This is a genomic window from Cupriavidus sp. UME77 (assembly GCF_014170355.1).
Classification (GTDB): domain Bacteria; phylum Pseudomonadota; class Gammaproteobacteria; order Burkholderiales; family Burkholderiaceae; genus Cupriavidus; species Cupriavidus basilensis.
In genome coordinates, this window is record NZ_LZZU01000060.1 from 234,601 (window position 1) to 246,917 (window position 12,317).

At 65.3% G+C, this 12,317-nt stretch carries 11 protein-coding genes and 1 pseudogene; 2 read left to right on the forward strand and 10 right to left on the reverse strand.

Annotated features, from left to right (window positions below; translation table 11 throughout):
• Nucleotides 1–14: 14 nt before the first annotated feature.
• The 8 genes and pseudogenes from A9975_RS24775 to A9975_RS24810 form a co-directional block, all read right to left on the reverse strand.
• Nucleotides 15–581, reverse strand: a complete 567-nt coding sequence (locus tag A9975_RS24775; RefSeq protein WP_150983217.1) for a TetR/AcrR family transcriptional regulator — start codon at nucleotides 579–581, stop codon at nucleotides 15–17.
• A 136-nt stretch (nucleotides 582–717) separates the two neighbouring features.
• Nucleotides 718–1,326, reverse strand: a pseudogene (locus tag A9975_RS24780) (copper resistance protein CopQ).
• A gap of 317 nt (nucleotides 1,327–1,643) precedes the next feature.
• Nucleotides 1,644–3,374: an ABC transporter substrate-binding protein gene (locus tag A9975_RS24785; protein WP_150983350.1), complete on the reverse strand. Its 1,731-nt coding sequence runs from the start codon at nucleotides 3,372–3,374 to the stop codon at nucleotides 1,644–1,646.
• Nucleotides 3,375–3,521: 147 nt separating this feature from the next.
• Nucleotides 3,522–3,830 carry a DUF2160 domain-containing protein gene (locus A9975_RS24790; RefSeq protein WP_150983215.1) on the reverse strand — a complete coding sequence of 103 codons (309 nt, stop codon included), beginning with the start codon at nucleotides 3,828–3,830 and terminating at the stop codon, nucleotides 3,522–3,524.
• Between the two features lie 12 nt (nucleotides 3,831–3,842).
• Nucleotides 3,843–4,676: a carbohydrate ABC transporter permease gene (locus tag A9975_RS24795; RefSeq protein ID WP_150983214.1), complete on the reverse strand. Its 834-nt coding sequence runs from the start codon at nucleotides 4,674–4,676 to the stop codon at nucleotides 3,843–3,845.
• On the reverse strand, nucleotides 4,669–5,562 hold the full coding sequence (locus A9975_RS24800) for a carbohydrate ABC transporter permease (RefSeq protein WP_043347729.1): 894 nt from the start codon (nucleotides 5,560–5,562) through the stop codon (nucleotides 4,669–4,671). Before A9975_RS24800 ends, A9975_RS24795 begins: the two co-directional genes overlap by 8 nt.
• Nucleotides 5,559–6,665 carry an ABC transporter ATP-binding protein gene (locus A9975_RS24805; protein WP_183035077.1) on the reverse strand — a complete coding sequence of 369 codons (1,107 nt, stop codon included), beginning with the start codon at nucleotides 6,663–6,665 and terminating at the stop codon, nucleotides 5,559–5,561. The genes A9975_RS24800 and A9975_RS24805 overlap by 4 nt, the downstream gene beginning before the upstream one ends.
• 1 nt (nucleotide 6,666) lies before the next feature.
• On the reverse strand, nucleotides 6,667–7,767 hold the full coding sequence (locus A9975_RS24810; protein WP_183035078.1) for an ABC transporter ATP-binding protein: 1,101 nt from the start codon (nucleotides 7,765–7,767) through the stop codon (nucleotides 6,667–6,669).
• Between the two features lie 156 nt (nucleotides 7,768–7,923).
• On the opposite strand from A9975_RS24810, the gene A9975_RS24815 reads away from it, so the two are divergent.
• Nucleotides 7,924–8,691, forward strand: a complete 768-nt coding sequence (locus A9975_RS24815; protein ID WP_150983211.1) for a DeoR/GlpR family DNA-binding transcription regulator — start codon at nucleotides 7,924–7,926, stop codon at nucleotides 8,689–8,691.
• A 127-nt stretch (nucleotides 8,692–8,818) separates the two neighbouring features.
• On the opposite strand, the gene purU is transcribed toward A9975_RS24815, so the two are convergent.
• Complete coding sequence (gene purU / locus A9975_RS24820; protein ID WP_043347737.1) at nucleotides 8,819–9,685, reverse strand: formyltetrahydrofolate deformylase; 867 nt, start codon at nucleotides 9,683–9,685, stop codon at nucleotides 8,819–8,821.
• 29 nt (nucleotides 9,686–9,714) lie between these two features.
• Complete coding sequence (locus A9975_RS24825; RefSeq protein WP_183035079.1) at nucleotides 9,715–10,581, reverse strand: NUDIX hydrolase family protein; 867 nt, start codon at nucleotides 10,579–10,581, stop codon at nucleotides 9,715–9,717.
• A 90-nt stretch (nucleotides 10,582–10,671) separates the two neighbouring features.
• Between A9975_RS24825 and glpK the strand changes: the two genes are divergently transcribed.
• Nucleotides 10,672–12,234, forward strand: coding sequence for a glycerol kinase GlpK (glpK, locus tag A9975_RS24830; protein WP_183035080.1), 1,563 nt, complete (start codon nucleotides 10,672–10,674; stop codon nucleotides 12,232–12,234).
• Nucleotides 12,235–12,317 lie beyond the last annotated feature (83 nt).

Below are 12,317 nucleotides of genomic sequence, written 5' to 3' on the forward strand. Positions count from 1 at the left end.
CGCTCCCGGGCCGCCTAGGCGGATACCGATGCCGTCAACAGGTCCGCCGCCGCCTCGATACGCTGCGGCGCGCCGAACAGCCGCGCAACCACCAGCCCGCTTTGCAGCGCGCCAAACACGGCTTGCGCCAGCGCCTGCGGCGGGATCGGCAAGGCCTTGTGCTGCACAGCCTGCGCGGTTTCCAGCAGGCGCGTGAGCCAGGCCTCGTGCAGGCGGTAGAAATCCTTGAGGATGCGATGCACCGCTTCCGGCAGGAACACGGCATCCGTGGACAGCATGCCCACCAGGCAGATGACGTCGCCGCCCGCGGTGGCTAGCCAGGGCGCGAGGTAAGCGCGAGCCTGCTCGTCTACCGGCAGGCTGGTGTCGATGCCGCGCACGCGCTCCGAGTTGCGGGCGCTGTACTCCGTCACCGCCGCCTGCACCAGGTCCTCCTTGGAGGGGAAGTGGTAATGGATGCTGGAGGTCTTGACGCCTACCCGCTCGGCAAGGTCCCGATAACTGAATCCATTGAACCCCCGCTGCCGCACCAGCACCAGGGTGTGCTCCAGCAGTTGATCACGTACGGACGGAGTCGTCATGGCATGCATCCACCTTTCGGCAGACCCTCGAGGCGCCGGCAATGGCAAAGAGCCGGGGTTACCGGCTCTTTGCATGTATCACCGCATTCATTGGATTACCGATTGATTCACAACATGCTCAGGCATCGCGCGTGGCTCAGGCGTTGGCGCCTTCCGTGAACACATCGAACTTGCCGGTACGGGCACCGTCGGTATAGGCGTCCACGCTACGGGCCGGGGTAGCCGACACGCCGGTGCGATCCAGGCCGGCGACGATACGCGCGCCATCGGTGTACGGGTCGAACTTGCCTACGCGGGCACCATCGGTGAAGGCATCCACGCTGCGAGCCGGGCTGGCCTACACGCCACTACGATCCAGGCCGGCAACGATACGTGCGCCATCGGTGTACGGGTCGAACTTGCCAGCACGGGCGCCGTCGGTGAACTGGTCAACGGTACGCGACGGCGAGGCCGAGACGCCGCTGCGATCCAGGCCGGCCACGATGCGGGCACCGTCCGTGTACGGGTCAGCCTTGCCGACGCGTGCGCCTTCGGTGAACGGGTCGAACTTGCCGCTGCGCGCGCCGTCGGTGAAGGCGTCGGGCGTGGTGGTGCGGAACACGTAGCCGTACTTGTCACCCGAGAACGTGCTGTCCTTCGGGCCCGAAGCCTGGGCGGTGCCGGCAACGAACGCGGCAGCCAGGGCGGCGGCGGTGATCAGGCTCTTGGCGAAGAGGTTCGAGGTCATGATGTTCTCCATTTGCATTTGAGGACCCGCGCTTGGGCGGAATCGAATCGGTACGCTTTGGAACCCTTCGCTTCTCTTGCCTGTTATCTACTAGTAGATAGATAAGCCGGCCAAAAAAAACGGGGATTCCCCGGGTGATGCGCTGGATCCTCTTTCCTGCTTCAGCTTTCTTGCTGGGGCGGAGCAGCGGCTTCCATGTCGTGAATATTATCTACTGGTAGATAGATAGTCAAGGGGATTTTGGGGAGGTTGCCTTTGTCGATAACGCATCACAAACCCCGAAAAGAAAAACGGTGGCGCGAGGCCACCGTCCGTTACACCATCAAGGATGACGCTTACCGCACCTTCCCTTCCTTCCACGCCTGCAACAACTTGTCATAGGCGATGGTCTCCCCCTTCGGCTTCTCGTTGGCCAGCTTCTTCCAGGGCGCGTGGTCGTCGGACAGCCACTTGGCGGGATCGCTCTTGGGGTTGAGCTTGGGCGCGCAGTTTGTCATGCCGGCGCGTTGCAGCCGCCCCATCACCTGGTCCATTTCCTCGGCCAGATTGTCCATCGCGGCCTGCGGCGTCTTCTCGCCGGTCACAGCGGTCGCCACGTTCTTCCACCACAACTGGGCCAGCTTGGGGTAGTCGGGCACGTTGGTGCCGGTGGGCGTCCACGCCACCCGCGCCGGGCTGCGATAGAACTCGATCAGGCCGCCGTACTGGGCCGCGTTCTTGGTAAGGTACTCATGATGAATGTCGCTGTCGCGGATAAAGGTCAGGCCGGTGAGCGACTTCTTCAGCGATACCGTCTTGGACGTCACGAACTGCGCATAGAGCCAGGCCGCCGCGAGGCGATTGGGATCGGTGTTCTTGAAGAAGGTCCAGGAGCCCACGTCCTGGTAGCCGTTCTGCATGCCCTGCTTCCAGTACGGGCCATAAGGCGACGGCGCCATGCGCCACTTGGGACTGCCGTCGGCATTGACCACCGGCAAGCCCTTCTTGGTCATGTCAGCGGTGAAGGCGGTGTACCAGAACACCTGCTGCGCGATCTGCCCTTGCGCCGGGACCGGACCGGCTTCCGAGAAGGTCATGCCCATGGCCTGCGGCGGCGCGTATTTCTTCATCCAGTCGATGTACTTGGTGAGCGCATAGACCGCGGCCGGGCTGTTGGCAGCACCGCCGCGCGCCACCGACGCGCCCTCCGGCGTGCACTTGTCGGCGCCAACGCGGATGCCCCATTCGTCGACCGGCATGCCGTTGGGCAGGCCCTTGTCGGCGGCGCCGGCCATCGACAGCCAGGCATCGGTAAAGCGCCAGCCAAGCGACGGGTCCTTCTTGCCGTAGTCCATATGGCCGTAGACCTTCTTGCCGTCGAGTTCCTTGACGTCGTTGGAGAAGAAGTTGGCGATGTCTTCGTAGGCCGACCAGTTGGTGGGCACGCCCAGGTCATAGCCGTACTTGGCCTTGAACTTGTCCTGCAGGTCCTTGCGCGCGAACCAGTCGGCGCGGAACCAGTACAGGTTGGCGAACTGCTGATCGGGCAGCTGGTAGAGCTTGCCGTCCGGCGCGGTGGTGAACTTGGTGCCGATGAAGTCCTTCACGTCCAGCCCCGGATTGGTCCATTCCTTGCCGGCGCCGCTCATGTAGTCGGACAGCGGCAGGATGGCGCCATAGCGGTAGTGCGTGCCGATCAGGTCGGAGTCGGAGATCCAGCCGTCATAGATCGACTTGCCCGACTGCATCGAGGTCTGCAGTTTCTCCACCACATCGCCTTCCTGGATGATGTCGTGGTTGACCTTGATGCCGGTAATTTCCTCGAACGCCTTGGCCAGCGTCTTGGATTCGTATTCGTGGGTGGTGAGCGTCTCGGACACCACGCTGATCTGCGTCACGCCCTTGGCCTTGAGCTTGGCGGCAGCGTCCATGAACCACTTCATTTCAGCGAGCTGCTTGTCCTTGGCGAGCGACGACGGCTGGAACTCGCTGTCGACCCACTTCTTGGCCTCGGCCTCGCCTGCCCAAGCGGCGTGGCCGCAAGCGAGCGCCGCTGCGCAGGCCAACGCCGTCATGCCCAATTTCACGTGCACCTTCATGAACGTCTCCTCGAGAATCCCCCTCCCTGCTCTTTGTCTGGGTCGCGGTCCGGGGAAGGTGCAGGCCGCTATGCCCATTGACGAAAAATCCGTCGCTTTATTCTTGTCGGCTCGGGTGCGCGATCCGCATGCCGCTCAGCCTTTGCGCATCACCAGGCCCAGCGCAAGCATGGACAGCACCAGGCTGATCCAGATCGAAGGTTCCTCCGCCAGCGAGAACCACGCCATCATCTTCTCGCCCAGGCCCACCCACGCGAGGTTGATCCAGGCCGCGCACATCAGGCCGATGAACAGGCGGTCGCCGCGGGTGGTGGCGATGGGCAGGAAGCCCTTGCGTTCCATGGTGGGGGCGCGCGTTTCCCACATCGTCATGCCAACCAGCATCACCGCGATGCTGATGAAGAACACGGCCACCGGGGTGGTCCATACCATCCAGCTGAACATGGCATCCTCTCCTTACACGCGGCCCATCGCGAAGCCTTTCGCGATGTAGTGCCGCACAAACCAGATCACGATGCCGCCGGGCACGATGGTGAGCACGCCGGCCGCGGCCAGCACGCCCCAGTCCATGCCGGAGGCCGACACCGTGCGCGTCATGGTGGCAACGATCGGCTTGGCGTTGACCGAGGTCAGCGTGCGCGCCAGCAGCAGCTCCACCCAGCTGAACATGAAGCAGAAGAAAGCGGCCACGCCCACGCCGGCCTTGATCAGCGGCAGGAAGATGGTGATGAAGAAGCGCGGAAAGGAGTAGCCATCCACATACGCCGTCTCGTCGATTTCGCGCGGCACGCCGGACATGAAGCCCTCCAGGATCCACACCGCCAGCGGCACGTTGAACACCAGGTGCGCCAGCGCCACGCCCAGGTGCGTGTCCATCAGGCCGATGGTCGTGTAGAGCTGGAAGAATGGCAGCAGGAACACTGCCGGCGGCGTCATGCGATTGGTCAGCAGCCAGAAAAAGACGTGCTTGTCGCCGATAAACCGGTAGCGCGAGAAAGCATAGGCCGCGGGCAGCGCCACTGTGATCGAGATCACCGTGTTCATCGCCACGTAGATCATCGAGTTGATGTAGCCCGAGTACCAGGACGGATCGGTGAAAATGGTCTTGTAGTGCTCCAGCGTGAAATCGTTTGGCCACAGCGACAGCGTGGAAACGATCTCCTCGTTGGACTTGAACGACATGTTCAGCATCCAGTAGATCGGCAGGATGGCGAAGACCAGGTACACCACCAGGAAGACGGCACGCCAGTAGGTGGCGCTTTGCTTGGCATCACGTTTGGCTTCACGCATTGGGCATGTCCTCGCTGCCGGCGGTGCCCGCGCGCTGCATCCAGTTGTAGAGAATGAAACACATGAGCAGGATGATCAGGAAGTAGACGATCGAGAATGCCGCGGCCGGGCCCAGGTCGAACTGGCCCACGGCCTTCTGCGTGAGGTATTGCGACAGGAACGTGGTCGCGTTGCCAGGCCCGCCGCCAGTCAGCACGAAGGGCTCGGTGTAGATCATGAAGCTGTCCATGAAGCGCAGCAGCACCGCGATCATCAGCACGCCGCGCAGCTTGGGCAGCTGGATGTAGCGGAACACCGCCAGGCGCGAGGCGCCGTCGATCTGCGCGGCCTGGTAGTACGCGTCGGGAATCGCGCGCAAGCCGGCGTAGCACAGCAGCGCCACCAGCGGCGTCCAGTGCCACACGTCCATCACCAGCACCGTGAACCAGGCGTCCACCGCGCTGCCGGTGTAGTTGTAGGCAAAGCCCATGCCGGCAAGCGCCGCGCCCAGCAAGCCGATATCGGTGCGCCCGAAGATCTGCCAGATCGTGCCCACGACGTTCCATGGAATCAGCAGCGACAGCGCGATCACCACCAGCACCGCCGACGCCTTTACCCCCTTGGCCGGCATCGACAGCGCCAGCAGGATGCCCAGCGGGATCTCCACCGCCAGCACCGCCAGCGAAAAACCAAGCTGACGCAGCAGCGCGTCGTGCAGCTCGCCGTCGCGCAGCACGGTGCGGAACCATTCGGTGCCGACGAACACGCGCCGCTCGGGCGAGATGATGTCCTGCACGGAGTAATTGACGATGGTCATCAGCGGCAGGATGGCGGAAAACGCCACGCACAGGACCACCGGGATGACCAGCAGCCAGGCCTTCTGGTTGACGGGCTTCAGCGTGCTCATGCCACCAGCTCCTCGTTGACGTAGTAACAGGTATGACGGTTGAAGACGGATAGCCACACGGTCTCGCCCGCCCGCAGCGCCGCGCCCTCGTTGCCGAGCCGGCCGCGCACGGTAGCAGCGTTGCCGCTGGCATCCTGCACGGTGGCGGTGACGAGCCAGTAGGTGCCGATGTCCTGCGCGCGCTCCACGCGTGCGGGCACGGCCTGCGGATCGGTGCTTGCGGCCAGGCGCAGGTACTCGGGGCGCACGCCGACCTTGAAGCTGCCGGCCGCCTGCAAAGCCGTGGCGACGGTGGGCGCGAATTCCGGCATATAGCGCCGCCCGGCAATTTCGATGGCGCCATCGCGCCATGCCCCTGCCAGGAAGTTCATGCCCGGCGAGCCGATAAAGTTGCCAACGAAGGTATGTGCCGGGCGCTCGAACAGCGCATCGGCCGGCCCCACCTGCACCGCCCTGCCGCGCGACATCACCACCACCTGGTCGGCAAAGGTGAGCGCCTCGGTCTGGTCATGCGTGACGTAGATCAGCGTCAGCCGGAACTCGTGGTGAATCTCCTTGAGCTTGCGGCGCAACTGCCATTTCAGGTGCGGATCGATCACGGTCAGCGGCTCGTCGAACAGGATGGCCGACACGTCCTGGCGCACCAGGCCACGCCCGAGCGAGATCTTCTGCTTGGCGTCGGCCGCCAGCCCGCTGGCGCGCCGGTCCAGCGACGCGGACAGGTCCAGCATCTCGGCCACCCGGCCCACGCGCTCCTTCACCTGGGCCGCGGGCACGCCGCGGTTGCGCAGCGGGAAGGCCAGGTTTTCGCCCACCGTCATGGTGTCGTAGATCACCGGGAACTGGAACACCTGGGCGATGTTGCGCGCCTGCGGCGTGGCTGCGGTCACGTCGCGGCCATCGAAGGAGACGGTGCCGTGCGATGGCCGCTGCAAGCCGGAAATGCAATTGAGCAAGGTGGTCTTGCCGCAGCCCGAGGGCCCGAGCAAGGCGTAGGCGCCGCCGTCATTGAACGTGAACTTCAGCGGCAGCAGCGCGTAGTCCTCATCCGCTTGCGGATCGGGACGGTATGAATGGGACAGGTCGAGGTCGATGCGTGTCATCTCAGGCTCCCAGCTCGGCAGTGGCGGGAGCGACCTTCAACGGCCGGCTGGGCGCGTGAATGCGCATGCCGTCGGCGTCGAACAGGTAGAGCTGCGCGGGATCCAGGTGCAGCGTGAGCGGCGCGCCCAGTTCCAGGTCGACCACCCCCGGAAACTGCGCCACCAGGTTGCCGACCGGGGAATCCATGTGCACGAAGGTGTCCGACCCGGACAGCTCGGCCAGCGCCACCCGGCCCGCCACCGGCACCGAGCCGGGCACGGCGTCCAGGCGCAGCGCACCGGCCCGCACCCCGACCGTTACCGTGCCGCCTTGTTCCACTGCCCCGGGCAGCGGGACCACGACGCCGCCGGGCAACGTGACCGCGCCGGCCAGCAGGTTACCGGCCATCAGGTTCATGGGGGGATCGCTGAAAGCACGCGCCACGCGCAGCGAGGCGGGATAGTGGAAGACCTCTGGCGTGGGCCCGTACTGCAACAGCTCGCCGGCATCCAGCACCGCGGTATAGCCGCCCAGCAACAGCGCTTCGGCCGGCTCCGTGGTGGCATAGATCACGGTGGCATTGCCATGCGCGAAAAGCTGGGTCAGTTCCTCGCGCAGCTCTTCGCGCAGCTTGTAGTCGAGGTTGACCAGGGGCTCGTCGAGCAACATCAGCGGCGCGCCCTTGGCCAGCGCGCGTGCCAGCGCCACGCGCTGCTGCTGCCCGCCGGAGAGCTCGGCGGGAAAGCGCTCGAGCAGGTGCTCGATATGCAGGCGGGTGGCCAGCGCCCTCACCTGTCCATCGATATCCTTGGAGCGCCGCAGTTTGAGCGGCGAAGCAATATTGTCGAAGACGGTCATCGACGGGTAGTTGATGAACTGCTGGTAGACCATCGAGACGTTGCGCTCGCGCACCGGCATGCCGGTCACGTCGATGCCGTCCACCTCGACACGGCCGGCACTAGGCCGGTCCAACCCCGCCATGACCCGCATCAGCGAAGTCTTGCCGGCCTGGGTGGCACCTAGCAGGATGGTCACCGCGCCCGGCACGGGCGTCAGCGACATGGGATATAGATACGCCTGCGAGCCTGCTTGCTGGGCGATGCCTTCCAATCTGAGCTGCATCGAGTCTCCGATTCCGAATGCCACATACATCACATATAACGCAATGATGCAAACGCACAAATCCTTGCTTCCCGCTCGTTTTAGATCAAAAACGAAAATAAAACAATCATGCACTGCATCATTTGTTTTCGTTTGTGTTTGAACTAGAATGCCGGCATGACGCTAAATCCACGCCAGACCGCCCTGCTGGAAGAAGTTCGCAGCCAGGGCTTCGCTTCCATCGACGAACTTGCCCGCAAGTTCGGGGTGACCCTGCAGACCGTGCGCCGGGACGTCAACCTGCTGGCTGAAGGCGGCATGCTGGCGCGCTTTCACGGCGGCGTGCGGGTGGAGGGCTCCACGGTGGAGAACATCGCCTATCGGCAGCGCCAGGGGCTCAATGCCGAGGGCAAGGCCCGCATTGCGCGCGCAGTGGCCAGCGCCGTGCCCGAGGGTTGCTCGCTGATCCTGAATATCGGCACCACGGTCGAGGAAATCGCGCGCGAGCTCATGCATCACCGCGGCCTGCGCGTGATCACCAACAACCTGAACGTGGCGAGCATCCTGGCCGACAACCCCGATTGCGAAGTGATCGTCGCCGGCGGCGTGCTGCGCTCGCGCGACCGCGGCATCGTGGGCGAGGCCACGGTGGAGTTCATCAGCCAGTTCAAGGTGGATATCGGCCTGATCGGCATCTCGGGCATCGAGGCCGACGGCACGCTGCGCGATTACGATTTTCGCGAAGTGAAGGTAGCGCGGACCATCATCGAGCATTCGCGCGAAGTCTGGCTGGCGGCGGACGCCAGCAAGTTCAACCGGCAGGCCATGGTGGAACTGGCGCACGTCTCGGAGATCGACCGGCTCTTCACCGATGAGCCGTTGAAGCCGCCATTCGAGAGCATGCTGGAAGAAAGCGGAGTGCGCTGTGTGGTCGCGCAGGCCTGAGTGTGGCCAGCCACGGCGCCGGCTCCCCTGCGGGCGAGGCGGTGCCGGCGCGGCTGGCGCCGGGCACCTGGTGAAGGGCTTGCCCGGTGGCTTGCTTAGTGGCTTGCTTAGGGACTTGCCGGAGGTCTTACTTGAAGACGACGGTCTTGTGTCCGTTGAGCAGGATGCGGTGCTCGGCATGCCATTTGACGGCACGCGCCAGCGCCACGCATTCCACGTCACGCCCCACCGCGGTGAGCTGCTCGGGATCCATGCTGTGGTCCACGCGCTCGATTTCCTGCTCGATGATCGGGCCTTCGTCCAGCGCCGCGGTCACGTAGTGGGCGGTCGCGCCGATCAGCTTCACGCCACGGTCGTGCGCCTGATAGTAAGGCTTGGCGCCCTTGAAGCTGGGCAGGAACGAGTGATGGATATTGATGGCGCGGCCGGCCAGCTTGCGGCACAGGTCGTCGGACAGCACCTGCATGTAGCGCGCCAGCACCACCAGGTCGATGTTCTGCTCGCGCACGATCTCGAACACCTTGTTCTCCTGCGCGGCCTTCTGCTCAGCCGAGGCGTTCATCATCGGCAGGTGAAAGAAGGGGATATCGTACGACGCGGCAAGCTGGTAGAAATCGCGGTGGTTCGACACGATGGCGGCAATCTCCACCGGCAGGCCGCTGGCCTTGGCGCGGAACAGCAGATCGTTCAGGCAATGGCCGATCTTCGACACCATGATCATCACGCGCGGCTTGACGCTGGCATCGAACAGGTCCCACTGCATGGCGAACTGATCGCCGATCGGCGCGAACGCAGTTTTCAGCGTGGCCAGGTCAGGGCCGCCGGCGGCCGGCGTGAAATGCACACGCATGAAGAAGCGGCCGGTGAACTCGTCACCGTACTGGTCGGAGTCGACGATATTGCAGCCGTGCTGGAACAGCAGGCCCGATACGGCGTGGACGATGCCCGGCTGATCCGGGCAGGAAATGGTGAGAATGAATCCGGTATTGCTCATCGTGTGTGGTTTTGTCTAGTGCGCGCCGATCAAGGGCGGGGGATGCCGGGGGCGCTCCAGCCACGGCGATTGAGCGCATCCAGCGTCACCAGGGTCGCGTCGACCGTCATGGCGCCATCCGCCATGATAGCAAGCAATGCCTCCGGCTCGATACGGCGGTGCTCGGCCACCTCCCCGTCGCGGTTATGCGGCACGAAATCCGGCGGCAGCAACAGGTCGTACACGTACACGGCCTCCCACTGCACGCCCTCGGGGATTTCACGCAGCACTTCGATCACGCCATGCGCCTCGGCGCGCTGCGCCAGCACGGGCGCAATGCCTGACTCCTCGTCGCACTCGCGCACCAGCGTGGCAAGCGGATCACTGCCGTGCGGCATGCCGCCAGCCACCAGGTTGTCCCACATGCCGGGGTCGACCGCCTTGGTGGCGCTGCGCCGTGAAATCCACAGCGCGCGCTCGCCGGCAATGACGCCGTTCATGTGCGAGGCAAAGGTCAGCAGCCCGAGAAAGCGCGCGGCCGCGCGCTCGATCACCGCGAAGGCCGGCGCCGCGAGTTCCGGCGTGACGGCGAACAGCTCGTCGCGCCAGCCGCGCACATGGCCGGCATCCGCCAGCCAGTGCGCCAGCACCTTCAGCGCCGCGCTGCGCGTGCAGGCATCGTCGCAGTCCGGCAGCAGCGCCACGCTGCCATCGCGCGGCTCGCCCAGCACGCCCGGCACCGTATCCTGCGCGCGCAGGATCTGCGCATGCGCGCGCGGCAGCCAGCCCACCTGGCGCCCTGCCACGGTCAGCCGCAAATGCGCGCCGGCATCGAAACGGCTGCGCGCCGCCAGCGACGCGGCAACGCGGGACACGACGGGGTTCTGGCTGGTGCTAGCGGGCAAGGTATCGGACATGAAGGATCCCGGCGGCCGGCAAGGCGCGCCTGCAATGGTTAAAGCAATGGTTAATGTAGTGGTAACAGCAGCCAATCCAGGACAAGACGCATGAAGCAAACCCAGCCTTCGGGCCTGCCGCAATTCGTGCTGGCGCTCGACCAGGGCACCAGCAGCTCGCGCGCGATCCTGTTCGATCACGCCGGCAACGTGGCGCGGGTCGCGCAGCGCGAATTCCGCCAATATTACCCGCACCCCGGCCACGTCGAGCACGATCCCTACGAGATCTGGCAGTCGCAGCTGGCGGTGGCGCACGAGGTGCTGAACGACGCCGGCGTCGCGGCCAGCCAGGTGAGCGCCATCGGCATCACCAACCAGCGCGAGACCACCGTGCTGTGGGACCGCCAGACCGGCGAGCCCATCGGCCGCGCGCTGGTCTGGCAGGACCGCCGCACCGCGCCGATGTGCGAGGCGCTTCAGGCCGACGGCCACGGCGAGCTGTTCCGCGACAAGACCGGCCTGATCATCGACGCCTACTTCTCCGGCACCAAGCTGCGCTGGATGCTCGACAACACCGAGGGCGCGCGCGAACGCGCGGCGCGCGGCGAGCTGGCGTTCGGCACGGTCGACAGCTGGCTGATCTGGCAGCTGACGGACGGCAAGCGCCATGTCACCGATGTCTCCAACGCGTCGCGCACGATGCTGTTCAACATCCACACCTTCCAGTGGGATGATGAACTGCTCGACCTGCTGGACATCCCGCGCAGCTTGTTGCCCGAGGTGGTGCCCTCCAGCGGCGAGGTGGCGCGCACGGCGTTGCGGCTATTTGGCGCGGAAATCCCCATTGCCGGCATCGCCGGGGACCAGCAGGCCGCCACCTACGGCCAAGCCTGCCTGTCCCCGGGCATGGCCAAGAATACCTACGGCACGGGCTGCTTCCTGCTGATGAACACGGGAACGCAGCCGGTCACTTCGCACAATCGCCTGCTCACCACCATTGGCTGGCAACTGGGCGGCACCACGCCGCCCGCCAGCCGCACGCAGTATTGCCTGGAAGGCGGCGTGTTCATGGGCGGCGCCACCATCCAGTGGCTGCGCGACGGGCTGCAGATCATCAACAGCGCGCCCGAGGTGGAGCCGCTGGCGCGCCAGTGCGACGACACCGAAGGCGTGGTGCTGGTGCCGGCCTTTGCCGGCCTGGGCGCGCCGCACTGGGATCCGTTCGCGCGCGGCACGCTGGTTGGCCTGACCCGCGGCACCGGACGAGCGCACATTGCCCGCGCCGCGCTGGAGTCGATCGCGCTGCAAAGCGTGGACGTGCTGGACGCCATGCAGAAGGATGCCGGCATCTCGCTGGCCGAGCTGCGCGTGGACGGCGGCGCGTCACGCAGCGACCTGCTGATGCAGATGCAGGCCGACCTGCTTGGCACGGCCGTGGTTCGCCCGCGCGTGACCGAGACCACCGCGCTTGGCGCCGCCTACCTGGCGGGACTGGCCACCGGCTACTGGAGCGGCGAGGACGAGATCGCCAGCCAGTGGCAGGTGGAGCATCGCTTCGAGCCCAACCTTAGCGCCGACGCGCGCGCGTACCGGCTCTGGCGCTGGCATCGCGCGGTAGAGCGCGCACGCGACTGGGCGCGGGAAGATGGCGCGCCACCGCACTCGACAAACTGAGCGCGGGCCGAGCGCAGCGCACGAGCCACACAAGGCCAGTACAAAAGCACAGACAAGCAACACCGCGACACGCATTCGCACCA

What these genes read in the sequence shown, in the direction of transcription:
- glpK (WP_183035080.1), top strand. Translation starts at nt 10,672, where the DNA reads ATGAAGCAAACCCAGCCTTCGGGCCTGCCGCAATTCGTGCTGGCGCTC.
- A9975_RS24810 (WP_183035078.1), bottom strand. Translation starts at nt 7,767, where the DNA reads ATGCAGCTCAGATTGGAAGGCATCGCCCAGCAAGCAGGCTCGCAGGCG.
- A9975_RS24825 (WP_183035079.1), bottom strand. Translation starts at nt 10,581, where the DNA reads ATGTCCGATACCTTGCCCGCTAGCACCAGCCAGAACCCCGTCGTGTCC.
- A9975_RS24790 (WP_150983215.1), bottom strand. Translation starts at nt 3,830, where the DNA reads ATGTTCAGCTGGATGGTATGGACCACCCCGGTGGCCGTGTTCTTCATC.
- A9975_RS24795 (WP_150983214.1), bottom strand. Translation starts at nt 4,676, where the DNA reads ATGCGTGAAGCCAAACGTGATGCCAAGCAAAGCGCCACCTACTGGCGT.
- A9975_RS24800 (WP_043347729.1), bottom strand. Translation starts at nt 5,562, where the DNA reads ATGAGCACGCTGAAGCCCGTCAACCAGAAGGCCTGGCTGCTGGTCATC.
- A9975_RS24815 (WP_150983211.1), top strand. Translation starts at nt 7,924, where the DNA reads ATGACGCTAAATCCACGCCAGACCGCCCTGCTGGAAGAAGTTCGCAGC.
- A9975_RS24805 (WP_183035077.1), bottom strand. Translation starts at nt 6,665, where the DNA reads ATGACACGCATCGACCTCGACCTGTCCCATTCATACCGTCCCGATCCG.
- A9975_RS24775 (WP_150983217.1), bottom strand. Translation starts at nt 581, where the DNA reads ATGACGACTCCGTCCGTACGTGATCAACTGCTGGAGCACACCCTGGTG.
- purU (WP_043347737.1), bottom strand. Translation starts at nt 9,685, where the DNA reads ATGAGCAATACCGGATTCATTCTCACCATTTCCTGCCCGGATCAGCCG.